The organism is Helicobacter pylori, from assembly GCF_002832345.1.
Lineage (GTDB): Bacteria > Campylobacterota > Campylobacteria > Campylobacterales > Helicobacteraceae > Helicobacter > Helicobacter pylori_CP.
Window position 1 is genome coordinate 76,919 of record NZ_PHLZ01000001.1, and the last position, 24,597, is coordinate 101,515.

The following is a 24,597-nucleotide window of genomic DNA, read 5'->3' on the forward strand; positions in this document are numbered from 1 at the left end:
GATATTCATGAAATTAGTTTTAGGCATCAGTGGAGCAAGCGGGATACCCCTATCCTTGCGGTTTTTAGAAAAATTACCTAAAGAAATTGAAGTTTTTGTCGTGGCGTCTAAAAACGCGCATGTCGTGGCGTTAGAAGAATCTAATATCAACCTTAAAAACGCCATGAAAGATTTACGGCCTAGCGCGACTTTTTTTAACGAGCAAGACATCCATGCGAGCATCGCCTCAGGGAGTTATGGTATCCATAAAATGGCGATCATTCCGGCGAGTATGGACATGGTGGCTAAAATCGCGCATGGCTTTGGGGGGGATTTGATTTCTAGGAGCGCCTCTGTCATGCTTAAAGAAAAGCGCCCCTTACTCATTGCCCCTAGAGAAATGCCTTTAAGCGCTATCATGTTGGAAAATTTGCTCAAACTCGCCCATTCTAATGCGATCATTGCGCCGCCGGTGATGACTTATTACACCCAGAGCAAGACTTTAGAAGCGATGCAAGATTTTTTAGTGGGGAAGTGGTTTGACAGCCTGGGAATAGAAAATGACTTATACCCACGATGGGGAATGAACTGATGCAAAAAATCGGCATTTACCCAGGCACTTTTGATCCGGTCACTAACGGGCATATAGACATTATCCATCGATCCAGCGAATTGTTTGAAAAGCTCATTGTCGCTGTGGCGCATTCAAGCGCTAAAAACCCCATGTTTAGTTTAGATGAGCGCTTAAAAATGATGCAACTCGCCACTAAAAGTTTTAAAAATGTAGAATGCGTGGCGTTTGAAGGGCTGTTAGCCAATCTGGCTAAAGAATACCATTGTAAAGTGTTAGTTAGGGGTTTAAGGGTGGTGAGCGATTTTGAATACGAATTGCAAATGGGCTATGCGAACAAATCCTTAAATCACGAATTAGAGACCTTGTATTTCATGCCCACTTTACAAAACGCTTTCATCAGCTCTTCTATCGTGAGATCCATTATCGCGCATAAGGGCGATGCGAGCCATTTAGTGCCTAAAGAAATTTATCCTTTGATTTCAAAGGTTTAAAAAATGTATGTGGTGTTAGAAGGCGTTGATGGTGCGGGCAAAAGCACTCAAATAGAATTATTAAAAGACCGGTTTAAAAACGCCCTTTTTACCAAAGAGCCAGGGGGGACGAGAATGGGCGAGAGTTTAAGGCATATCGCTTTAAATGAAAACATCAGCGAATTGGCCAGAGCGTTTTTATTCTTAAGCGATAGGGCTGAGCATGTAGAAAGCGTGATAAAACCGGCATTGAAAGAAAAAAAGCTCATCATTAGCGACAGGAGTTTGATTTCTGGCATGGCTTATAGCCAATTTTCAAGCCTAGAATTAAACCTGCTCTCCACTCAAAGTATCTTGCCTGAAAAAATCATTCTTTTAGTGATCGATAAAGAGGGCTTAAAACAGCGCTTAAGCTTTAAAAGTTTAGACAAAATAGAAAACCAAGGCATAGAAAAATTACTCACAATCCAGCAAAAGATCAAAACCCACGCTTATGCGCTAAGAGAAAAATTCGGGTGCGAAGTTTTGGAGTTAGACGCCAAAGAAAGCGCTAAAAACTTGCACGAAAAAATCGCGGCCTTTATTGAATGCGTTGTTTAACTTGTTTGAAGCTTTCTCTTAAGCCTCTTTGCCCAAATTGCCTAAACGATTTGCCCTTAAATTTAAAAGTAAGGGTTTTAGAGGGCGTGAGCGTGTATAGTTTTTACGCTTATAGCGAAATAGAAGAACTCATTAAAAGCAAATACGCGCTGATTGGCTCTCGCATTTTGCCCTTGCTTTCTCAAAAAGCCGGCGCGGAATTTGTGAGAATCTTACAAGAAAAAGGCTTGAATACCTCCCTTTATGGCATCGCCATTGATGATAAAATCAAATCCTTTTACTCGCATTCAGCCGCGCTTCTAAAAGGCTTTTGCCAAGGCAATTTAAAACCCACTTACGGGCGTTTAAGGGCTAATAATGCTGTTTCGTATGCCGGGAAAAGCTTGGAATTTCGCGCCAACAACCCACGGGATTTCACCTTCAAAGGCGATGAGAATTTAGATTATTTTTTATTAGATGATATTATCACCACCGGCACCACCCTAAAAGAAGCCCTAAAACACCTTAAAGCCCTAAACACAAAAGTGCACTTTGCGATCGCGCTTTGCAGCGCGGATGAATGAGTTATAATTTTATTTTTTAAAAGGATAAAACCATGCAAGCTTTTCGGTTAGAAGATGATGTTGATGACTATGTCAAAAAAGAATTGACCAATTTAGGGCTTATGAAAAATAAAGATTTTAATGTTAAAAGCCAAATGAGTTCTAGCCTTAAAAACGCCCTTTTGAATGCGAGTAAAACTAAAGATAAAACTTCTTATGGCGAGCCAGATTTCAGCTTAGAAAAATACACGCACCCAAAAAATAAAGGAAGCGTTATCCCTGTAATCATAGAAAACAAACTCTACGCTAAAAATTTAAAAAAGCTCAAAAACAGCGCGTTGCAAAACGATGATCATTCCATTTCAAAATTCGCCGTGAATGGGGCTTTACACTACGCTCAAAATATCCTAAGAAACAAAGAAAAATATAAAGAATGTATCGCCATAGGCATAGCCGGCGATGATGAAGAAAACCTTTTTATAGAAGTGTATTATGTTTTTGCAAGCGGGATCAATTCGCACAAACTCACTAATGCTAAAACCCTGCATTTTTTAGAAAATCAAGAATCGTTTAACGCTTTTTATAAAGAATGCACGCTCACTGAAGAAGAAAAGCATTCCATCTTAATCAAAACCAAAGCCGATCTAAACGAAACCGCTAAAAAACTCAACCGCCTGATGCATAGCCACAACATCACCGCGCCTCAGCGCGTGCTATACGTGAGCGGCATGCTTTTATCCATGCAAGAAATTAAGGGCAAAAAAGGGGGCTTAAAACCAAGCGATTTAAAAGGCGAATCGACTGATACTAGCCGTGATGGCGTTTTAGTGTTTAACCAAATCAGCGAATTTTTGAAAACCAAAAACTTGAGCGAAGAAAAACGGGATCTCATGCTTGAGAGTTTTAAAGAAATCAGAAAAGACCCGCAGCGCGATAAAGAAACGAGCCTTCATAAATCCATAAGCATGCTTTTAGAAAAAGATTCAAGCATCACTAAGCAAATTTTTACCTTTCTTTATGAATTTGTCCATAAGCCCATTAATGAAAGCGACAATACCGGTCATTTAGACATCATGGGCGAACTTTATAGCGAATTTTTAAAATACGCTTTAGGGGATGGTAAGGAATTGGGCATTGTTTTAACCCCGCCTTATGTAACTAAAATGATGAGCGAACTTTTAGGGGTTAACGCGAAATCCTTTGTAATGGATTTGGCCGCAGGGAGCGCGGGATTTTTAATTTCTTCTATGGTGCTAATGATTGAAGACATTGAAAAAACCTATGGTAAAAACACCACTAAAGCGAACGAAAAAATCAAAAGCATGAAAACCACGCAGCTTTTAGGCGTGGAGCTTAACGCTGAAATGTTTTCGCTAGCCACCACTAACATGATTTTAAGAGGCGATGGTTCAAGCTTGATCATCAAAGGCAACACTTTTGAAACCAATAAAAAGATTTATGAAGATTTTAAACCCAATGTCCTTTTATTAAACCCTCCTTTTAGCTACGAAGAAAACGGCATGCCTTTTATCAAGTTCGGGTTAGAGTATATGCAAAAAGGCGCTTTAGGAGCGATCATTATCCAAGATAGCGCAGGGAGCGGGCAAGCTTTAAAATCCAATGTTGAAATTTTAAAAAAACACACGCTTCTAGCGAGCGTTAAAATGCCTACCGATTTATTCATGCCTCAAGCCGGGGTGCAAACAAGCGTTTATATTTTTAAAGCCCATGAGCCGCACGATTATGAAAAGCCCGTTAAATTCATAGACTTTAGAAACGACGGCTTCAAACGCACCAAAAGAGGCTTGAATGAAACCTCTAACCCCACCAAACGCTACGAAGAAATCATTAAAATTTACAAAGCCGGCTTAAACGCTAAAGTTTCTAAAGAGCTGTGGGGCGATTTAGAAACAATCTATATTGAAGATTTTATCGCTAAGCCGTGCGAAAACAAGCATGCTAAAGACTTTAATTTTGAAGCGCACCAAAAGAATGAGACTAAACCCGAATTAGAGGATTTTAAAAGAACGATAGCCGATTACCTTTCTTATGAAGTGGGCTTGATTTTAAAAAACCAAACGCCCCCAAAGTGATTGGCCCCCTTAGCAGCCAACTCAACGCTATTAAGTGGGGCGAGTTTAAATTAGGGGATTTGTTTGAAGCGAATAACGGCGATTTTGACATTCAAAAACGCCACATCAATCATAAGGGCGAATTTGTCATCACTGCAGGGCTTAGCAATAATGGCGTTTTAGGGCAAAGCGATATAAAAGCAAAAGTTTTTGAAAGCCATACTATTACTATTGACATGTTTGGTTGCGCGTTTTATCGCAGTTTTCCTTATAAAATGGTAACACATGCTAGGGTATTTTCTCTCAAACCTAAATTTGAAATCAACCATAAAATCGGCTTGTTTTTATCCACGCTATTTTTTGGTTACCCTAAAAAATTCGGCTATGAAAACATGTGTTCATGGGCAAAAATTAAAAACGATAAAGTTATTCTACCCCTAAAACCCACCGCTAACGCTCAAACCCTTGAGGACATTGATTTTGATTTCATGGAAAAATTCATAGCCGAACTTGAGCAGTGTCGGCTCGCCGAACTTGAGGCTTATTTAAAAGCTGCAGGGCTAGAAAACACCACCCTTTCTAGCGGTGAAGAAAACGCCCTTAATGTTTTCAATAATTCTGGGGGGGGGGGGGTAATACCCCATGCGGCTTAATGTGGCAAAGCTTCAGATTAGGGGATTTGTTTGAAATACGCCCCACAAAAGCCTATAAACTTACAAACTCTCACTTGTTTGATAGTAACGCAAAAAATCCAGTCGTTACTAATTCTAGTTTGAATAATGGGATAAGCGGTTATTCTTCTTTAGAACCCACCGAAAAGGGCAATCAGATCACTTATAGCGATACCACGACTTCAGAGGGTATTTTTTATCAAAAAAGATCTTTTATAGGGTATTCGCATGTGCAAGGGCTATACCCTTTAAAATACCATGAGTTTTGGAATGAAAAAACTTTACTCTATATCGTTGTTGCTTTTAAAAAAGTAGCTTGTGGGCGTTTTAATTATGGCAATAAATTCAATCGTAAAATTGCTAGTGGAATGTCAATTATTCTCCCCACCAACCAACATGGCAAAATAGATTTTCATTTCATGCACACCTTTATAAACGCCCTAATGAAACAAACCATTCAAGGCGTGGCTGAATACTGCGACGCTAAAATCCAGGCTACAAAAGAAATCATCAGCCAAGAAACACCCATTCAAAAAGACTCGTTATTTTGAAAGAGATGAGGTCAAGCTTGTGTTACAATAAATTTAAAATTTGCTTGATTGAAGAGGGTTGAACCATGGAGCAGCCAGTCATTAGAGAGGGGACTTTAGCGTTAATTGATACCTTTGCGTATTTGTTTAGAAGCTATTACATGAGCGCTAAAAATAAGCCTTTAACCAACGATAAGGGCTTTCCTACAGGGCTTTTAACGGGGCTTGTGGGCATGGTTAAAAAATTTTATAAAGACAGAAAAAACATGCCTTTTATCGTGTTCGCTCTAGAAAGCCAGACTAAAACTAAAAGAGCTGAAAAATTAGGCGAATACAAACAAAATCGTAAAGACGCCCCTAAAGAGATGCTTTTACAAATCCCTATCGCCTTAGAATGGTTGCAAAAAATGGGTTTTACTTGCGTGGAAATAAGCGGGTTTGAAGCCGATGATGTGATCGCCACTCTAGCCACGCTAAGCCCTTATAAAACCCGCATTTATTCTAAAGATAAGGATTTTAACCAGCTTTTGAGCGATAAAATCGCGCTTTTTGATGGCAAAACGGAGTTTTTGGCGAAAGATTGCGTGGAAAAATACGGGATTTTGCCGAGTCAATTCACGGATTATCAGGGCATTGTGGGGGATAGCAGCGATAATTACAAGGGGGTTAAAGGCATTGGGAGCAAGAACGCTAAGGAATTGTTACAGCGATTAGGGAGTTTGGAAAAAATCTATGAAAATTTAGACTTGGCGAAAAATTTACTCAGCCCTAAAATGTATCAAGCCCTGATACACGACAAAGCAAGTGCGTTTTTAAGCAAAGAATTAGCCACTTTAGAAAGAGGATGCATTAAAGAATTTGATTTTTTAAGTTGCGCTTTTCCTAGCGAAAACCCTTTATTGAAAATTAAAGATGAATTGAAAGAATATGGTTTTATTTCCACTTTAAGGGATTTAGAAAATTCCCCTACGCCTTTAATTTTAGAAAACACGCCCGCATTAGACAACACCTCCGCATTAGACAACGCCCCTAAAAAATCGCGCATAATCGTTTTGGAAAACACCGCGCCTTTGAGCGCGTTTTTAGAAAAACTAAAAAACTCTAACGCAAGGATTTTTGCGCGTTTGGTGCTAGATAAAGAAAAAAAAGTTCTGGCCCTAGCGTTTTTATTACAAGATCAAGGCTATTTTTTGCCTTTAGAAGAGGCGTTATTTTCGCCCTTTTCTTTAGAGTTTTTGCAAAACGCTTTTTCTCAAATGTTACAGCATGCGCAAATCGTTGGGCATGATTTAAAACCCTTATTAAGCTTTTTAAAAGCCAAATACCAGGTGCCTTTAGAAAACATCCGCATCCAGGACACTCAAATTTTAGCGTTTTTAAAGAATCCGGAAAAAGTGGGGCTTGATGAAGCTTTACAGGAATATTTAAAAGAAGAATTAATTTTGCATGAAACAATCAAAGATTTTAAGACAAAAAGTAAGGCGGAAAAATTAGAACAATTGGATAGGGAATTAAACGCTTTAAAGCGTTTGTGCGCATATTTTGAAAAAGGGGGGTTAGAAGAGGGTTTGCTCACTTTAGCTAGTGGAATTGAAACGCCGTTCATGAAAGTCTTAATGGACATGGAATTTCAAGGCTTTAAGATTGATGCGCCTTATTTCAAACGCTTAGAGCAGGAGTTTAAAGATGAATTAAAAGTTTTAGAGCGCCAAATTTTAGATCTAATCGGCGTGGATTTTAACCTCAACTCGCCCAAACAACTCAGCGAGATTTTGTATGAAAAATTAGGGCTTCCTAAAAACAAAAGCCATTCTACCGATGAAAAAAGCTTGTTAAAAATCCTAGACAAGCACCCAAGCATCCCTTTGATTTTAGAATACAGAGAATTGAATAAGCTTTTTAACACTTACACCACCCCCTTATTGCGCCTAAAAGACAAAGACGATAAAATCCATACCACTTTCATTCAAACCGGCACAGCTACCTGGCGTTTAAGCTCGCATTCGCCTAATTTGCAAAATATCCCGGTGCGATCGCCTAAAGGCTTACTCATTCGTAAGGGCTTTATTGCCAGCTCTAAAGAATATTGCTTGCTAGGGGTGGATTATTCGCAGATTGAATTGCGCTTATTAGCCCATTTCAGCCAGGATAAGGATTTAATGGAGGCGTTTTTAAAGGGGCGAGACATCCATTTAGAAACTTCTAAGGCGTTGTTTGGTGGAGAATTGGCCAAAGAAAAACGATCCATCGCTAAAAGCATTAATTTTGGGCTGGTGTATGGCATGGGGAGCAAGAAATTGAGCGAAACTTTAAACATCTCTTTAAATGAGGCTAAAAGCTATATAGAAGCGTATTTCAAACGATTCCCTAGCATCAAAGATTATTTAAACCGCATGAAAGAAGAGATTTTAAAAACTTCTAAAGCCTTTACCTTGCTCGGGCGTTATCGGGTGTTTGATTTTACCGGCGCAAATGACTATGTCAAGGGCAATTACTTGCGAGAGGGCGTGAATGCGATTTTTCAAGGGAGTGCCAGCGATTTATTGAAATTGGGCATGCTCAAAGTGAGCGAGCGTTTCAAAAATAACCCTTCAGTGAGGCTGCTTTTGCAAGTGCATGACGAATTGATTTTTGAGATTGAAGAAAAAAACGCCCCAGAGTTGCAGCAAGAAATCCAACGCATTCTTAATGATGAGGTTTATCCTTTGAGGGTGCCGTTAGAAACGAGCGCGTTTGTGGCGAATCGTTGGAATGAACTAAAAGGTTAGTTTTTTAATTGAGTTTAAGAAAAAATATATTATTATTTCTTTATAAGTAATACTTAGCCATTTTAAGCTAATATAATATAGAGCGATTATCAAAAAATAAAGGGAAAAGACTGAATGTTGAAAAGAATTATATTATTAGGGGCTTTGGGTGTTTTAGCGAGCGCTGAAGAGAGCGCGGCTTTTGTGGGAGTCAATTACCAGGTGAGCATGATACAAAATCAGACTAAAATGGTGAATGACAACGGCTTGCAAAAGCCTTTGATAAAGTTCCCGCCTTATGCAGGAGCGGGTTTTGAAGTGGGCTATAAGCAATTTTTTGGCAAGAAAAAATGGTTTGGTGCGCGTTATTATGGGTTTTTTGACTACGCGCACAACCGCTTTGGTGTGATGAAAAAGGGTATCCCGGTGGGCGAGAGCGGGTTTATTTACAATAGTTTTAGTTTTGGAGGGACGACTTTAACCGAAAGGGATTCCTATCAAGGGCAATACTATATCAATTTATTCACTTATGGCGTGGGGTTGGATACGCTGTGGAATTTTGTGAATAAAGAAAACATGGTTTTTGGTTTTGTGGTGGGGATCCAATTAGCCGGGGATAGTTGGGCAACGAGCATCAGTAAAGAGATCGCTAATTATGCAAAACACCACAGCAATTCCAGTTACAGCCCGGCGAATTTCCAGTTTTTATGGAAATTTGGGATCCGCACCCATATCGCTAAACACAATAGTTTGGAATTAGGGATTAAAGTGCCTACAATCACGCACCGGCTTTTCTCCATCACCAACGAAAAGGGATACACCTTACAGGCTGATGTGCGCAGAGTTTATGCGTTTCAGATCAGTTACTTGAGGGATTTTTAACCCCTTTTTAGATACAATCACACCTAAAACTATCCATTTAAAGGTGTGAAATGGCGAATTTGGAAAATTTAGACTGGAAAAATTTAGGCTTTAGCTACATTAAAACGGATTTTCGCTTCATCGCTACTTATAAAAACGGCTCTTGGTCGCAAGGCGAATTGGTGAGCGAAAATGTGTTACAAATCAGCGAAGGCTCGCCGGTCTTACACTATGGGCAGGCTTGTTTTGAAGGCTTGAAGGCTTACCGATCTCAAAAGGGGAAGGCTTTACTCTTTCGCCCTTTAGAAAACGCCAAACGCTTGCAAACTTCATGCGAAAGACTGCTCATGCCCAAAGTGAGCGAAGAGCTGTTTTTAAGGGCATGCGCTGAAGTTGTCAAAGCGAATCAAAAATGGCTCGCTCCTTACAAAAGCGGGGCGAGTTTGTATTTGCGCCCTTTTGTCATAGGTGTGGGGGATAATTTGGGGGTAAAGCCGGCCAGTGAATACCTTTTTATCGTGTTTTGCGCACCGGTGGGGGCGTATTTTAAGGGGGGCATAGAAAAAGGGGGGGCTAGGTTTATCACTACGATTTTTGATAGAGCCGCGCCTAAAGGCACCGGTGGGGTGAAAGTGGGAGGGAATTATGCTGCAAGCCTGTTAGCCCATAAAATAGCCACAGAACAAGGCTATGATGATTGTATTTATTTAGATCCTATCACGCACACTAAAATTGAAGAAGTGGGGGCGGCGAATTTTTTTGGCATCACGCATGATAACGCCTTTATCACCCCACATTCGCCAAGCATTCTGCCAAGCGTTACCAGAAAAAGCTTGATGGTTTTGGCTAAAGAATATTTGAATCTCAAAGTAGAAGAGAGAGAAATCTTAATGGATGAGTTGGGTGCGTTTAAAGAAGCCGGAGCGTGCGGGACGGCCGCAATCATTACGCCCATTAAAGAAATCACGCACAATAACAAGTCTTATTTTTTTGAAGCGCCGGGCCATATTACTAAACAACTCTATGATTTGCTTTTATCCATCCAGCAAGGCGAACAAGAAGCCCCCAAAGATTGGATTTTTGAAGTTGGCTAAAAGGTTAAAATTTATAGCTGTATGCCGCATAAAATAAGGGCGAAGTTTCAAAGCGACTAGAGCTAGAAAGCAATCTGGCGGTAGGCAAGATCTTAAACCCTAATTCAATGCGGTGTCTTAAAAAAAGCGTGAGCATAACCCCCCCATTAATCGCTAATCCCCCTGAAACCACAGAATGTTTAAAAAACTTGAAATTTTGCTTGTCCGTATAAACGACTAAAGCCCCCCTAGCTCCTCCAAACGCCCCTAAATAATGCTTATAACTCCCTAAAGGAAATTCCATAATCACATCCAAACCCACCGCAAGCATGGTAAAAAAAGAGTTGGTAGGATCTTTATGGCTTTGGTAATTCGCTTTTCCTGACCCAAGATCCCATGCAAAAACCCCCCTGATCCCAATATATTTTTTAAAAAAACTTTGCACGCCGGTTTTTAAATTGAGCGTGGCGATCCAATCTTTCATTTCCTTGCCTTGATAGTCTTTAATGGCTTCTACAGCGCCAAACCCTCCTAAAAAATACCACCCGCTTTTGTGGCGAGTGAGCTTTTGGCGGTTAATGATGCTTCTATAGAGCTTTTCATGGGCTTCTTGGTAATTTTTTTTAGGGGTTTTATTATGCAAGATAGGCATGGCTTCAAGGGGCGGAATAACAAATTCCCCCATTAAAAAAACGCCAAAAAAAATGATTTTTTTAAACATTTTAAAAATAATTAATCCTTTATTAAACGGAATGCTGTTTAACTTTTTGGTTTATCATTGTGTTAAAATAATCGCTTTAACAAACAAAATTTTGTTAATAGATTTTACCTAATCTAAGAGAGAATATATTTTAATGAAGACAGAGAAACAAAAATTTTTAGAGATGCGTAAAGATGGGGCGAACTCTGTGCTGATTTTAAGAGGGGATTGGGATTTTAAAACGAGCGTGTTTCGTTTAGATGAGTTGAAAAAAAAATTATTAGATCATCAAGGGCCTTTAAAAATGGATTTTTCAGGGTGCCAAAAAATGGATTTTGTTTTTGGCATGTTTTTATTTGATTTAGTCAGGGAGCGTTCTTTAAACATTGAATTGTGTAATGTGAGCGAGAATAACGCATGCGCTTTGAAAGTGGTTAAAGACTGGCTTGAAAAAGAAGAGGATTTAGAATCTAAAAAAGCGGGCAAAAAATACGAACTCATGATCACTAAATTGGGTAAGAGTATCGTAGAGACTTATAACACCTTTTTAAACGCATTCAATTTTTGCGGCATGATTTTATTTTACTTCATTAAAAGCGTTTTCAACCCCAAACGCTTTTGCATCACTCCTTTGCTCTATCATATCAATGAATCCGGGTTTAAGGTTTTGCCAGTGAGTATTTTAACGGTGTTTATCGTGGGGTTTGCCGTTGCTTTACAAGGGGTTTTACAATTACAAGACTTGGGCGCGCCTTTAATGTCGGTGGAAATGACGGCTAAACTCGCTTTAAGAGAAATCGGCCCTTTTATTTTGACCCTTGTGGTGGCCGGGAGGAGCGCGAGCAGTTTTACCGCACAAATTGGGGTGATGAAGATCACTGAAGAATTAGACGCGATGAAAACCATGGGCTTTAACCCTTTTGAATTTTTAGTGTTACCTAGGGTGTTAGCCTTAGTGATTGTGTTGCCTTTATTGGTGTTTATCGCTGATGCGTTCGCCATTCTTGGGGGCATGTTTGCGATTAAATACCAATTGGATTTAGGCTTTCCAAGCTATATTGATAGATTCCATGACACAGTGGGTTGGAACCATTTTTTGGTAGGGATTGTCAAAGCCCCTTTTTGGGGGTTTGCGATTGCGATGGTGGGGTGCATGCGCGGGTTTGAAGTCAAGGGGGATACCGAGAGCATTGGGCGCTTGACCACTATTAGCGTCGTGAACGCTTTGTTTTGGATCATCTTCTTAGACGCTATTTTTTCTATTCTCTTTTCTAAGTTGAACATATAATGAACGCTACTAACAATCAAGTCTTAATTGAAGTGAAGGATCTCCATAGCGCTTTTGGAAGCACCATTATTCATAGGGGCGTGAGTTTTAGCGTGCATAAAGGCGAAGTGATGGCGATTTTAGGGGGGTCAGGGAGCGGTAAAAGCACGCTTTTAAGGTGCATGATCTTGCTCAATCGCCCTACAAAAGGGGAAGTGTTGCTTTTTGGGGAAGATATATGGAAACTCAAAGAAAGAGAGCAGCAAAAGATTTTTAACCGCTGTGGGATTTGCTTCCAGTTTGGCGCGCTCTATAGCTCTTTAACGGTTTTAGAAAATGTGGGCGTGATGCTAGAGCAATACGGCGCTTATTCTAAAAAAATTGTTGAAGAAATTTCTAAAATGTGGATTGAAAAAGTGGGTTTGCCCCCTAGGGCTTACCACCTTTACCCCTATGAATTGAGTGGGGGGATGAAAAAGCGCGTGGGTATAGCTAGGGCTATGGCGACTAACCCGGAAATCTTATTTTTAGATGAGCCAACAAGCGGGCTAGATCCTTATAGCGCGGGCAAATTTGATGAACTGATTATGACACTCAAAGAGAGCTTGCAGCTTACGGTGGTGATGATCACGCATGATTTAGACTCCGTGCATGATTGCGTGGATCGATTCATCATGCTCAAAGACGGGCTATTAGAATTTAATGGGGATTTAAAAGATTTTATTAAAAAAGCTCAAACTCAAGGGCTAGATGAAGGCAATTTATTCAATTCAACACGAGGAGAGAAATTTTGGAAAGGCATGTGAATTACACTTTAATCGGCGGGCTCTTCTTTTTATGCTTAGTGTGCATGGTAGGCTTTATTTTATGGCTAGGCCATTTGGGCTTAGATGACGGAAAATATTATGAATACGTGGTCTATACGGACAAAGACTTGGGAGGCATTGCGACCAACTCGCCCATTAATTACAAGGGGATTCAAGTGGGTAATGTCATTAAGGTGGGTTTTGCAAAGGATAAAGTGGGGGTGGTCCGTTTGGATTTGATGATCAAATCCAGCGTTAAGATCCGCAAAGACTCCAAAGTGGCGGTTTCTTCTAGAGGGTTTATGGGGTTAAAATTTTTAGCCTTAGAGCAAAGCCACAATGAAGAATTTTATGGTAGTGGCGATAAGGGGGAGCGGATTTTAATCTTTAAAGAAGGGCTTATGGATCGCTTGAGCGGTGATGCTAATCAAGTGGTGCAAGAAGTGATGAAAGCGATTAGGAATGTGAATAGGATTTTAGACGATGAAAACATGGAAAAATTCAAGCACATTCTCGCTTCAGTGGATGATCTCATCGCTAATTTGGATTCAAGAAAGACTCAATTTGATTCTTTGATTAATAACGCTAACAACCTTGTCTCTAATGTCAATAATGTGGCTTTAGATGTGGATAAACGCGTCAAACAGGGGCAATACGACTTTAAAGCGATGTTCACTCCCTTAATCATGCAAGCGCAGTTGAGCTTAAGAAACATTGATAATTTTGTGGAAAAAGGCTCTGCTTTGATAGACAAATTTGACGCTAACCCCTATAAAACGATTTTTGGAGAAAGGAAATAATCATGAGAGCTACGGCGATAAAAATCTTTTCACTCTCATCAGCATTAGCCCTATTGCTTCAGGGTTGCTTGAGCATCAATTTAAAACAAATGCTGCCAGAGATCAGAACTTATGATTTGAATGCGGGTTCTTTTGAAATCACGCAATGCCCTAAACCTTTGACTGAAGTGAGACTCATTAGCATTTTGAGCGCGGATTTATTCAACACTAAAGAGATCGTTTTTAAAGCGCAAGACGGGCAGATCACGCATGGGAAGCACCAAAAATGGATAGACTTGCCTCGCAACATGTTAAAAACCATGTTCATGCAAGAAGCGCAAAAAGCATGCTTAGGCGTGGCTTTGCCTCCTTATGGCGCGGGCGCACCCACTTATGCGGTTCGTTTTACGATTTTATCGTTTTCTCTTTTAGAAAAAGAAAATTCTACCTACAGGGCGGAATTCGCGCTAGGCTATGACATTAGCGTGAAAGGCGATTCGCATTCTGGAGTGATCATTAAGCATGAAAATATTTCTAGCTTGGAAAATAAAACGACCAAAACGAGTAAAAATGGCAATCAAGATTTTCAAGAAAGCGCGATACAATCCCTCCAACATGTCAGCACGCAAGCGATGCAAGAAGCGGTTTCTTTGACTAAAAAAGCCATTGAAGCGCAAAGCGTAAGCCCGTTAAAAAAATAAAAAATAAGGAGAATTGTTTGAATTTACGATTGGCTGGAGCAAGCGTTTTAACGGCTTGTGTCTTTTCGGGGTGTTTTTTTTTAAAAATGTTTGATAAAAAACTTTCTAGCAACGATTGGCATATCCAAAAAGTGGAAATGAACCATCAAGTGTATGACATTGAAACCATGCTCGCTGATAGCGCTTTTAGAGAGCATGAAGAAGAGCAAGACTCCTCTCTAAATACCGCTTTGCCTGAAGATAAAGCAGCGATTGAAGCCAAAGAGCAAGAGCAAAAAGAAAAAAGGAAACACTGGTATGAGCTTTTTAAAAAGAAGCCAAAGCCCAAAAACTCTATGGGAGAGTTTGTGTTTGATCAAAAAGAAAATCGTATTTATGGGAAAGGCTATTGCAACCGGTATTTTGCCAGCTATGTATGGCAGGGCGATAGGCACGTTGGGATTGAAGATAGTGGGATTTCAAGAAAAGTGTGTAAAGATGAGCATTTAATGGCGTTTGAATTGGAATTTATGGAGAATTTTAAGGGTAATTTTGCGGTAACTAAGGGCAAGGACACGCTCATTTTAGACAACCAAAAAATGAAAATTTATTTGAAAACGCCTTGAATGGGTTTTTGTGCTTCAAAAGATCTCATGGCATGGAAGTTTTATACTCTAATGAAGTGTTAGTTGCAAAATCTAAAAAATGCTTTTAACATTTTTACAATCAACAATTTAAGCATAAACTTTACGCTATAATTTTCTCACTTTTTCATCAAGGGATTTTATGCAACAAGGTTTATTCACTCAAAGTTACCCCCAATCAGCAGTAAAAGGTTGTGTGTACCATAAAAGAGTAAAATAAGAGAAAACTTGAAACCTGTCAAATTAAAACAATTAGACACTAAAATGGCTTATTATTTGACTGCTAAAGAAGAAGTATTGTTATATCTCAATGAATTGATTCAAAAAGAAAAAACAGATGAATTTTGCACTGCTTTATATCAATTAGTCAAATCTAAAGGCTTTGATAATTTTGCTAAAGAAACGACTTTGAATAGAAGTTGTATTTATAAGGAATTTAAAATTAAGAAAAATCCTTGCACTAAAATATTCTTTTTGGTTTTAAGCTTTCTAGGGTTTCAATTGAGATTAAATGAAACAAATAGGTTTGTGCTAGTTTAATGCTAAAAGTAGCTAGTGTATTTAGTGGTATAGGAGCGTTTGAATGGGCTTTAAAACGTTTAGATTTAGAACATGAAATTTTATTTGCTTGTGATAATGGGAATATTGATTTAAAATTAGATTATGAAGCAGAATTAAATAAAATCAAAAGTCTTTCTAATATAAAAGAAAAGAACAATTACACAAATAATCTCTATAAACAACATAGCAGAAAAACTAATTTCGTTAAACAATCTTATTTAGCTAACTATACTATTCAAAATGATTGTTTCTTTCAAGATATTAAATTGCTTGATGGCACAGACTTCACAGATAAAGTGGATATTTTAGTGGGCGGTAGCCCATGTCAGAGCTTTTCAAGTATTGGGAATAAACTAGGATTAGAAGACACTAGAGGCACTTTATTTTATGATTATATTAGAGTGCTAAATGAAATCAAACCCAAGGTTTTCATTTTTGAAAATGTCTATGGAATGCTAAGGCATGATAAAGGAAAAACTTTTGAAATAATCCAAAAAGCTTTTGAGAGTTTGGATTATCATTATAAGTATGGAATTTTAGATGCGAGAAATTATGGTATTCCACAAGGGCGTAGGCGTTTGTTTTTAGTGGGCTTTAAAGAACAAGAAAAATGCGCTAATTTTACATTCCCTATTCCTAAAGAACTCACTATTACTATGCAAGATTTACTGCAAGACAATATTAAAGAGGGGAATTTATTGAGCAAAAACGCTATTTTAGATACCAAGTCCTTTTTGGGTGGGGAATTAGTGGATGAAAAGTATTTTTTAAGCGAGAAGCTTCTTAAATATTGCTTGAGTGCAGGCACAAAAAACTTCTATCATGCTGATGCTAAAATTGATTTGCCTATCGCAAGAGCTTTGCTCTCTACTATGGGAAACCACCATCGCTCAAGTGTAAATAATTATGTTACTACTAATGATAGAGTGCGTTCTTTAAGTGTGCGAGAAGCTCATAGACTTATGGGTTTTGATGATGATTATAAAATTGTTGTTTCTAAAGCTCAAGGATACAAACAAGCAGGCAATTCTATTGTGGTAGATGTCTTAATCGCCTTAATTAAAGAAATCATTAAGGTTATTTGATGAAAGTTGCAAGCTTGTTTAGTGGTATTGGAGGGCTTGATTTAGGTTTTATACAAAATAGCTTTGAAATTGTATGGGCAAATGATTTTGATAAGTATGCAGTAGAGACCTATAAAGCTAATATAGGACAAAATATTGTCTTAGGCGATATTGAAATTGAAAAAGACCATATTTGTGGGCATGATATTTTAATAGGCGGTTTTCCTTGTCAGCCTTTTTCCACTTTGGGTTCTTTGCAAGGTTTTGAAGACAGGAGGGGGACTTTATTTTTCACTATTTGTGAAATTATTAAAAAATATAGACCCAAAATTGTTGTTTTAGAAAATGTTAAAAACTTAATCAATCACAATAAGGGGGAGAGTTTTAAACGCATCCTTTTTGAATTGAATGAGCTTGACTATCAAATTAATTACGATATTTTAAATACCCTAGACTTTGGTATCCCCCAACAGCGCAATCGTGTATTCATTGTCGCATTAAGAAAAAATAGTTTTACAAACTTAGAATTTATTTTTCCTGCAAAAATTTCTTGTAAAATAAGCGCTCTAGATTTATTGGACAAACAAGTGGAATTAAAATATTTCATCTCTCAAAGAATGATTAAAACTATTTTGGGTAGAGGGACAAAAGGCTATATTGTAGAGCCTAGTATAGACACTCCTATTGCAAAAACTCTCACAGCTACTATGCATAAATGCCACAGAGCAAGTCAAGATAACTACTACACGGATTTAAAAAATTGGGAACGCTATAAAGACAATAATTACTCTACTATTAGGCGTCTAACCCCTAATGAAGCTAGAAAATTACAAGGATTTCCTGGCAATTTCAAACAAGTTGTCTCTGACACTCAAAGCTATAAGCAATTTGGCAATGCAGTCAGTGTGAATGTGAGTTTTGCTCTAGCTAAAGCGATTAAAAAACATTGTGAATTGTTTTTAAAAAAGGGTTAAAAATGGGTAATTCTAAGCAAAAGAAAAATATCTACAGAGTGGAAAATTTTGAGGAAATTCAAGAAATCATTATTGATAAGTCTCAATCTTTATATGATTATATGGATAAACATAAAAGCAGTGAGTATATTCTTTACTATAAAATGTTAAGCCATTCAGATTTGCCCAACTTTGCCAAAATGAAAAATGATGAAAGTTTGGATAAAAATTTGCTCTATTATTTAAGCGCAAAAGAAATGCGAGAGATAGAGCAACGAGAAAATAGAAAGTTTGAAGTTGCTAAACAATCTAATATTGGCATGTCCATAAGATTTTGGAAAGATTTGGATATGCCAGTTCCTAGAGATAGCGTTAAAAAACGCAAAGTTGCAGGAGGAGACCACCTTAAAATCAATGACTATGCTAAAGTGTTTTTAGTCAATGATGTTTTAGAAAACTTCCATTTTGAAGACATTTTAAAAATCTTTGAAAAACTCCATAAAAATTTTAATCCTAAACAATTTAATGCCAATACCATGTCGTATCAGATCCTTAATAATCAAGATTTTACACCTATAGAACTCCATCAAGCTGTGCATGGCATAGGTATGAATCAAGATGTAGAATTTAACAAATTACGACACAACCTATTTAAGAATGATTTATTGTATCTTTTGATAGAAAAAACTCAAACGCAAAAGAATTTATTTATTATGCCTTTTAGAAATCCTTTATTTTTTAGCCTTTTGGGGGTAACTAATTCTAAATGGCAAATCTATCAAGAGCAAAAACTCAAAAGAGAAAATAATCTAGTTGCTAAAAACTCCACTCCATTTCAAGAAGAAAAGATACAGCGACAACACCAAAACAAATGGCGAGAAGCGTTGGCGTTCGAGATGATGAATTACACCACGATAGACAGGTCTGTTTTTTGCCCGTTAACTTATATTGAAGCTGATTTTGATGATATGAAAACTTTATTCAGAGCATCACATATTAAAGGCTATAGCGATTGTGATGAAGAAGAAAAATACGATCTTGATAATGGCTTATTGCTAATCGCTAATGCAGACGCTTTATTTGATAAACATTTTATCACTATTGATGAAAACAAGCAATTAAAATTCTCTTATTTATTGGAAAATAACCACAAACTCAAATCGCAACTTAATCTAAATAATGGAATTTTTAAAGATATATTAAATGATAGAAGAATGCAATATTTAGCGTATCATAGAAAAATTTTTGAGGAAAAAGAACAAGAGAGAAGGACCAAGAAAAGCTGATTATAATAAATCAAGACAACTTAAGGCTCTTTTTTAGGACTTAAATTATTTTGACCCTAGCTTTTTATAATCAAGCCCCTTAAAAGGACTTTTTTAAATCAAAAAGAGGGTTTAGGGGTTTTGTCTGTCATTACAGGGAGTTCTGGGTAGATTATTTTAGGTTTTTTACCCTTTAAAGCTCCAAAGAAGGTTTCAATTTTTTTCGCTTCCTCATCGCTGATTTCAATGCCTAACTGGATAGAGCCCATTTCTTTAATCGCATCCTTAACATCCCAGAATTGCCCATTATGGAAATAAGGCATCGTTTCGGTGATATTCCTTAAAGTAGGCACTTTCACAAGCCCGTTTTTATCGCCTTTGAAATCGCCCACATTAGCGAATTTATAAGGTTTGACCACCCCAAAAGGCTGCATCGTTCCCCCAAGATTGATGCCGTTATGGCAAGCCACACAGCCTTTAGAAATGAATAAATCCAGCCCTTCTTTTTCGGCTTTACTGAGCGCTTTAGGATTGCCTCTTAAAAAATCATCGTAGCGGCTTGGGGTAATAAGAGTGGCTTCAAACATAGCGATACTATCAGCGATCAATTTAAAATCAATTTTGACTTTAGAGCCATAGGCTTTTCTAAAGAGCTTGACATAGCCTGGCATGGAATTGATTTTTTCTACCACCACTTTGGGATCAGCCCCCATTTCAAAAGAAGACTGGATCGGCCCTTGCGCTTGTTCGTTTAAATGCGTAACCCTACCATCCCAAAACTGCACATCGTTAAACACAGAGTTATACACCGTTGGGGAGCTTAAAAGGTGGGGGTTTTTCTTCCATTGAGAACCTACCGCACTTGGGACTAAATCCACCCCGCCTAAGCCCAGATTATGGCATGTGTTGCAAGACACGAGATAGGAAGTGGAAATCCTAGGGTCAAAATAGAGCATTTTGCCTAATTCCACTTGAGCGGAGGTCATGATTTCGCTGTTTTTAGCGCCAATACCCACATCTCTGGTTTTTTTGATTTGGTATTCTTTGAGCACTTTGCCCATAGGCATGGGTTCTAACTGGCTTTCCCTCGCTTTTTTAATCAAATCCATATCGCTTAAAGCATAAACGCAAGAAAAAGCCAGGCAAACGCCCAATAAAATGGATTTTTTCATGATGAACTCCTAAAATAGTATTAAAAATAAGAAAAAACTTTCTTATTATAACCACCATTTTAAAATAATTCACCATTAAATGATCTAATAAAGAGTTTTTTAAAGAGCGGTAGGTATAATGGCGTTAAATCCAAATAGGGGTTATACAATGAAAGAAAATAAAGCCTTCACGCATTTGCACTTGCACACGGAATATTCGCTTTTAGACGGGGCGAATAAGATTAAAATCCTGGCCAAACGCATTAAAGAATTGGGCATGAAAAGCGTGAGCGTAACTGATCATGGGAACATGTTTGGAGCGATTGATTTTTATACGAGCATGAAAAAAGAAGGCATTAAGCCTATCATCGGCATGGAAGCGTATATCCATAATGACGACAACCTTTCTAGCAAAGAAACCAAGCAGCGCTTCCATTTGTGCTTATTCGCTAAAAACCAAGAGGGCTATGAAAATTTGATGTTCTTAAGCTCTATGGCGTATTTAGAAGGGTTTTATTATTTCCCACGCATCAATAAAAAGCTTCTAAAAGAGCATTCTAAAGGCATCATCGCTTCTAGCGCGTGCTTGCAAGGGGAAGTCAATTACCATTTAAATACTAATAATGAGAGAAACCGCAAGTATGGGGCTAAAGGCTATGATGAAGCTAAAAGAATCGCTTGCGAATACCAAGAGATTTTTGAAGACGATTTTTATTTAGAAATCATGCGCCATGGCATTTTAGATCAGCGATTCATTGATGAGCAAGTCATTAAAATGTCTTTAGAAACGGGGTTAAAAATCATCGCCACCAACGACACCCACTACACCATGCCTAATGACGCTAAGGCTCAAGAAGTGGCGATGTGCGTAGCGATGGGTAAAACCCTAAATGATAAGGGGCGCTTGAAACACTCCGTGCATGAGTTTTACATCAAGTCCCCCGAAGAAATGGCAAAGCTCTTTGCAGATATTCCAGAAGCTTTAGAAAACACCCAAGAAATCGCTGATAAATGCGTTTTAGAGATTGATTTAAAAGACGATAAAAAGAACCCCCCAACCCCCCCAAGCTTCAAATTCACTAAAGCTTACGCTCAAAATGAGGGGCTGAATTTTGAAGATGACACTTCTTATTTTGCCTATAAGGCTAGAGAGGGCTTGAAAGAGCGCTTAATCTTAGTGCCTAAAGAAAAGCATGAACAATACAAAGAACGGCTAGAAAAAGAAATTGAAGTCATCACGAACATGAAATTCCCAGGGTATATGCTGATCGTGTGGGATTTTATCCGTTACGCTAAAGAAATGGGTATTCCTGTGGGGCCTGGTAGGGGGAGCGCGGCCGGGAGTTTGGTGGCTTTTGCTTTAAAAATCACCGATATTGACCCTTTGAAATACGATTTGCTCTTTGAAAGGTTTTTAAACCCTGAAAGAATCAGCATGCCTGATATTGATACGGATTTTTGCCAGCGCCGGCGTAAAGAAATCATAGAATACATGATTGAAAAATACGGCAAATACAATGTGGCGCAAGTCATCACCTTTAATAAGATGTTGGCTAAAGGGGTGATCAGAGATGTCGCAAGGGTGTTGGACATGCCTTATAAGGAGGCTGATGATTTTGCCAAACTCATCCCTAATCGCTTAGGAATCACGCTTAAGGGCTATGAAAAAAATGGCGAATTCATAGAGGGGGCGTGGGAATTAGAGCCTAAAATCAAGGAGTTAGTAGAAAGCAATGAAGTAGCCAAACAAGTATGGGAATATTCGCTCAATTTAGAGAATTTGAATCGCAACGCAGGCGTGCATGCCGCAGCCTTAGTGGTGGATAGCCAAAAAGAGTTGTGGCACAAAACCCCTTTATTTGCCTCTGAAAAAACCGGCGGTATCGTTACGCAATATTCCATGAAGTATTTAGAGCCGGTGGATTTGATTAAGTTTGACTTCTTGGGGCTTAAAACCTTGACCGTGATTGATGATGCGCTTAAAATCATTAAAACGCAGCATAAAATTAGCGTGGATTTTTTATCGTTGGATATGGACGATCCAAAAGTGTATAAAACGATCCAAAGCGGGGATACGGTGGGGATCTTCCAGATTGAATCCGGGATGTTTCAAGGGCTTAACAAACGCTTAAAGCCTTCAAGCTTTGAAGACATTATCGCCATTATCGCGCTAGGGAGACCGGGACCTATGGAATCAGGAATGGTAGATGATTTTGTCAATAGAAAGCATGGCATTGAGCCTATCGCTTATGCGTTTAAAGAATTAGAGCCGATTTTAAAGCCCACTTACGGCACGATCGTCTATCAAGAGCAAGTGATGCAAATCGTGCAAACGATTGGCGGTTTTAGTTTGGGTGAAGCGGATCTGATCCGCCGCGCTATGGGGAAAAAAGACGCTCAAATCATGGCGGACAATAAGGCTAAGTTTGTAGAAGGCGCTAAAAATTTAGGGCATGATGGCCAAAAAGCAGCTAATTTGTGGGATTTGATCGTTAAATTTGCCGGCTATGGTTTCAACAAATCGCATTCAGCCGCTTATGCGATGATCACTTTCCAAACGGCGTATTTAAAGACTTATTACAAGCATGAGTTCATGGCAGCGATGCTCACTAGCGAATCCAATAAGATCGAATCCGTAGCGCGCTATATTGATGAGGTCAGGGCTTTAGAAATTGAAGTGATGCCTCCGCACATTAATTCTTCTATGCAAGATTTCAGCGTAGCGGAGTTTAAAAATCAAAAGGGCGAGTTGGAAAAGAAAATCGTGTTTGGCTTGGGAGCGATCAAAGGGGTTGGGGGTGAGCCGATTAAAAACATCATTGAAGAAAGGGCTAAAGGGGATTATAAGAGTTTAGAAGATTTTATTTCACGAGTGGATTTTTCTAAACTCACTAAAAAATCTTTAGAGCCATTAGTGAAATCAGGGAGTTTGGACAATTTAGGCTACACCCGAAAAACCATGCTCGCTAACTTGGATTTGATCTGTGATGCTGGGCGCGCTAAAGACAAGGCTAATGAAATGATGCAAGGGGGTAACTCCCTTTTTGGAGCCATGGAAGGCGGGATAAAAGAGCAGGTTATTTTGGACATGCTTGATTTGGGCGAACATGACGCTAAAACGCTTTTAGAATGCGAGTATGAAACTTTGGGGATCCATGTTTCAGGCAATCCCTTAGACGAGTTTAAAGAAGAAATTAAGGGCTTTAAAAATTTAGTCAAAAGCATTGATATTGAAGAGTTAGAAATCGGCTCGCAGGCTTATTTGCTGGGTAAAATCATGGAAGTTAAAAAGAAAATTGGCAAACGAAGCGGTAAGCCTTATGGCACAGCGGACATTTTGGATCGATACGGCAAGTTTGAACTCATGCTTTTTGAAAAGCAATTAAACGCCTTAGAAGAGTTGGATATTAATAAGCCTTTAGTGTTTAAATGCAAGATTGAAGAGCAAGAAGAAGTGGCGCGATTAAGGCTTTTTGAAATCTTGGATTTAGAGAGCGCTAGAGAGGTTAAAATCCCTAAAGCCCGCTATAAAGACCCTGAAAAGCAAAAAGAAGATGTGCGTGAAATCCCCCCCTTTGAAATGCTTGCCTCTAGTTCTTGCTCTTTAGCGATCGTGTTAGAAAACGATGTGAAAAAAGAGTTTTTAAGACAAATCAAAGAGAGCGCTCTAAAACACCAGGGTAAACGCCCTTTGTATTTGATCATCAAAGATAAGGATAAGCAATTCAAAATCCAAAGCGATTTAATGGTAAATGAAAAGATTAAGGACGATTTTAAAGGGTTAGAGTGGAGGGATTTAGCTTGAGGATCAACCAGTTTTTAGCCCATTACACCAAGCACTCCAGAAGAGAAGCTGAAAAATTGGTTTTAGAAGGGCGGGTGAAAATCAACTATGAGCATGCCAAACTCGCTAGCGTGGTTAAAGAAAACGACAAGGTGTTTTTGGACAAACGACTCATCAAGCCCTTAAAAAACAAAAAATTCAGCGTGCTGGTTTATCACAAGCCAAAGGGCGAATTAGTGAGTAAAGCCGATCCCTTAAAACGGCGCGTGATTTATGAAAGCTTGGAGAAAAAATACGCCCATTTTGCGCCGGTGGGGCGTTTGGATTTTGCGAGCGAGGGGGTGCTACTCTTAAGCGATAGTAAGGCGGTGGTGAGCGCTTTAATGCATGCGAATTTAGAAAAAGAATATCTTGTTAAAATTCAAGGCTTTGTTACAAGAGAGATGGAAAACGCCATGCAAGAGGGCTTGAAATTAGAAAACGCCACTAAGGGAGCGCACCAAAAAACCCCCATTAAAAGCATGGAATTTGCCCCCTTTGTTGGTTATGAAATCATCAAAAACCATGCCAAATACTCTAAACTGAGAGTTATTATCAATGAGGGGAAAAACAGAGAACTAAGGCGTTTTTTTGCGTTTTTTAACGCTGGGGTGTTGGATTTAAGGCGCGTTCGTTATGGTTTTGTGAATTTGAATGCCTTGCCGGTAGGGAAAATGCGGTTTTTAAACCGCCAAGAATACAACGAACTGCATGCGTTTATGGCTAATAGGGCTAATACTAAAGGGGATTAGCGCTTGAAATATGCTATACTTCGGCGGCTGGGG

General features: G+C 38.7%; 21 protein-coding genes and 1 pseudogene. 20 read left to right on the forward strand and 2 right to left on the reverse strand.

Features of this window, described 5'->3' with window-relative positions; translation table 11 throughout:
* Nucleotides 1–7: 7 nt before the first annotated feature.
* The 9 genes and pseudogenes from CXY28_RS00370 to ilvE all read left to right on the forward strand — a co-directional run bounded on the left by CXY28_RS00370 (nucleotide 8) and on the right by ilvE (nucleotide 10,140).
* Nucleotides 8–571, forward strand: coding sequence for a UbiX family flavin prenyltransferase (locus CXY28_RS00370; protein ID WP_100977379.1), 564 nt, complete (start codon nucleotides 8–10; stop codon nucleotides 569–571).
* The gene (coaD, locus tag CXY28_RS00375) at nucleotides 571–1,044 is read left to right on the forward strand and encodes a pantetheine-phosphate adenylyltransferase (RefSeq protein WP_024118156.1); all 474 of its coding nucleotides are present in this window, start codon (nucleotides 571–573) and stop codon (nucleotides 1,042–1,044) included. Before CXY28_RS00370 ends, coaD begins: the two co-directional genes overlap by 1 nt.
* A gap of 3 nt (nucleotides 1,045–1,047) precedes the next feature.
* Entirely contained in the window at nucleotides 1,048–1,623 is a 576-nt protein-coding gene (gene tmk, locus CXY28_RS00380; RefSeq protein ID WP_100979119.1) for a dTMP kinase, read from the forward strand.
* Nucleotides 1,611–2,186 (forward strand): ComF family protein, encoded by a 576-nt coding sequence (locus tag CXY28_RS00385; RefSeq protein ID WP_100979120.1) that lies wholly within the window; start codon nucleotides 1,611–1,613, stop codon nucleotides 2,184–2,186. The genes tmk and CXY28_RS00385 overlap by 13 nt, the downstream gene beginning before the upstream one ends.
* A 32-nt stretch (nucleotides 2,187–2,218) precedes the next feature.
* Nucleotides 2,219–4,258: an HsdM family class I SAM-dependent methyltransferase gene (locus tag CXY28_RS00390; RefSeq protein ID WP_100979121.1), complete on the forward strand. Its 2,040-nt coding sequence runs from the start codon at nucleotides 2,219–2,221 to the stop codon at nucleotides 4,256–4,258.
* A pseudogene (locus CXY28_RS08720) lies at nucleotides 4,255–5,459 on the forward strand (restriction endonuclease subunit S). The gene CXY28_RS00390 and the pseudogene CXY28_RS08720 overlap by 4 nt, the downstream one beginning before the upstream one ends.
* Nucleotides 5,460–5,524: 65 nt before the next feature.
* The gene (gene polA / locus CXY28_RS00405) at nucleotides 5,525–8,206 is read left to right on the forward strand and encodes a DNA polymerase I (protein WP_100979124.1); all 2,682 of its coding nucleotides are present in this window, start codon (nucleotides 5,525–5,527) and stop codon (nucleotides 8,204–8,206) included.
* 114 nt (nucleotides 8,207–8,320) lie between these two features.
* A complete protein-coding gene (locus CXY28_RS00410) occupies nucleotides 8,321–9,067 on the forward strand; it encodes an outer membrane protein (RefSeq protein WP_100979125.1) in 747 nt (248 codons plus the stop codon).
* 50 nt (nucleotides 9,068–9,117) lie between these two features.
* The gene (gene ilvE, locus CXY28_RS00415; protein ID WP_100979126.1) at nucleotides 9,118–10,140 is read left to right on the forward strand and encodes a branched-chain-amino-acid transaminase; all 1,023 of its coding nucleotides are present in this window, start codon (nucleotides 9,118–9,120) and stop codon (nucleotides 10,138–10,140) included.
* 4 nt (nucleotides 10,141–10,144) lie between these two features.
* Here the strand turns inward: ilvE and CXY28_RS00420 are convergent, their stop codons facing one another.
* The gene (locus CXY28_RS00420; protein ID WP_050826518.1) at nucleotides 10,145–10,840 is read right to left on the reverse strand and encodes an outer membrane protein; all 696 of its coding nucleotides are present in this window, start codon (nucleotides 10,838–10,840) and stop codon (nucleotides 10,145–10,147) included.
* Nucleotides 10,841–10,973: 133 nt separating this feature from the next.
* Here CXY28_RS00420 and CXY28_RS00425 point away from each other — a divergent pair, with 133 nt between their 5' ends.
* From CXY28_RS00425 to CXY28_RS00465, 9 genes are all read left to right on the forward strand, one after another.
* Entirely contained in the window at nucleotides 10,974–12,107 is a 1,134-nt protein-coding gene (locus CXY28_RS00425) for an ABC transporter permease (RefSeq protein WP_050826517.1), read from the forward strand.
* A complete protein-coding gene (locus CXY28_RS00430; protein ID WP_000994585.1) occupies nucleotides 12,107–12,892 on the forward strand; it encodes an ABC transporter ATP-binding protein in 786 nt (261 codons plus the stop codon). Before CXY28_RS00425 ends, CXY28_RS00430 begins: the two co-directional genes overlap by 1 nt.
* Nucleotides 12,877–13,692 carry an MlaD family protein gene (locus tag CXY28_RS00435; RefSeq protein ID WP_100979127.1) on the forward strand — a complete coding sequence of 272 codons (816 nt, stop codon included), beginning with the start codon at nucleotides 12,877–12,879 and terminating at the stop codon, nucleotides 13,690–13,692. Before CXY28_RS00430 ends, CXY28_RS00435 begins: the two co-directional genes overlap by 16 nt.
* A 2-nt stretch (nucleotides 13,693–13,694) precedes the next feature.
* Nucleotides 13,695–14,372 (forward strand): hypothetical protein, encoded by a 678-nt coding sequence (locus tag CXY28_RS00440; protein ID WP_100979128.1) that lies wholly within the window; start codon nucleotides 13,695–13,697, stop codon nucleotides 14,370–14,372.
* Nucleotides 14,373–14,389: 17 nt separating this feature from the next.
* Nucleotides 14,390–14,977: an META domain-containing protein gene (locus CXY28_RS00445; RefSeq protein ID WP_198542573.1), complete on the forward strand. Its 588-nt coding sequence runs from the start codon at nucleotides 14,390–14,392 to the stop codon at nucleotides 14,975–14,977.
* Nucleotides 14,978–15,223: 246 nt separating this feature from the next.
* Entirely contained in the window at nucleotides 15,224–15,535 is a 312-nt protein-coding gene (locus tag CXY28_RS00450; RefSeq protein ID WP_100979129.1) for a helix-turn-helix domain-containing protein, read from the forward strand.
* Entirely contained in the window at nucleotides 15,535–16,641 is a 1,107-nt protein-coding gene (locus tag CXY28_RS00455) for a DNA cytosine methyltransferase (RefSeq protein WP_100979130.1), read from the forward strand. Before CXY28_RS00450 ends, CXY28_RS00455 begins: the two co-directional genes overlap by 1 nt.
* Entirely contained in the window at nucleotides 16,641–17,594 is a 954-nt protein-coding gene (locus tag CXY28_RS00460) for a DNA cytosine methyltransferase (RefSeq protein ID WP_100979131.1), read from the forward strand. The genes CXY28_RS00455 and CXY28_RS00460 overlap by 1 nt, the downstream gene beginning before the upstream one ends.
* 2 nt (nucleotides 17,595–17,596) lie before the next feature.
* Nucleotides 17,597–18,859 (forward strand): HNH endonuclease signature motif containing protein, encoded by a 1,263-nt coding sequence (locus tag CXY28_RS00465; protein WP_100979132.1) that lies wholly within the window; start codon nucleotides 17,597–17,599, stop codon nucleotides 18,857–18,859.
* 98 nt (nucleotides 18,860–18,957) lie between these two features.
* On the opposite strand, the gene CXY28_RS00470 is transcribed toward CXY28_RS00465, so the two are convergent.
* Nucleotides 18,958–20,010 carry a cytochrome-c peroxidase gene (locus CXY28_RS00470; RefSeq protein ID WP_100979133.1) on the reverse strand — a complete coding sequence of 351 codons (1,053 nt, stop codon included), beginning with the start codon at nucleotides 20,008–20,010 and terminating at the stop codon, nucleotides 18,958–18,960.
* Nucleotides 20,011–20,158: 148 nt separating this feature from the next.
* Between CXY28_RS00470 and dnaE the strand changes: the two genes are divergently transcribed.
* Nucleotides 20,159–23,794 (forward strand): DNA polymerase III subunit alpha, encoded by a 3,636-nt coding sequence (gene dnaE / locus CXY28_RS00475; RefSeq protein ID WP_100979134.1) that lies wholly within the window; start codon nucleotides 20,159–20,161, stop codon nucleotides 23,792–23,794.
* Nucleotides 23,776–24,564 (forward strand): pseudouridine synthase, encoded by a 789-nt coding sequence (locus CXY28_RS00480; RefSeq protein ID WP_100979135.1) that lies wholly within the window; start codon nucleotides 23,776–23,778, stop codon nucleotides 24,562–24,564. Before dnaE ends, CXY28_RS00480 begins: the two co-directional genes overlap by 19 nt.
* The last annotated feature ends 33 nt before the right edge of the window (nucleotides 24,565–24,597 follow it).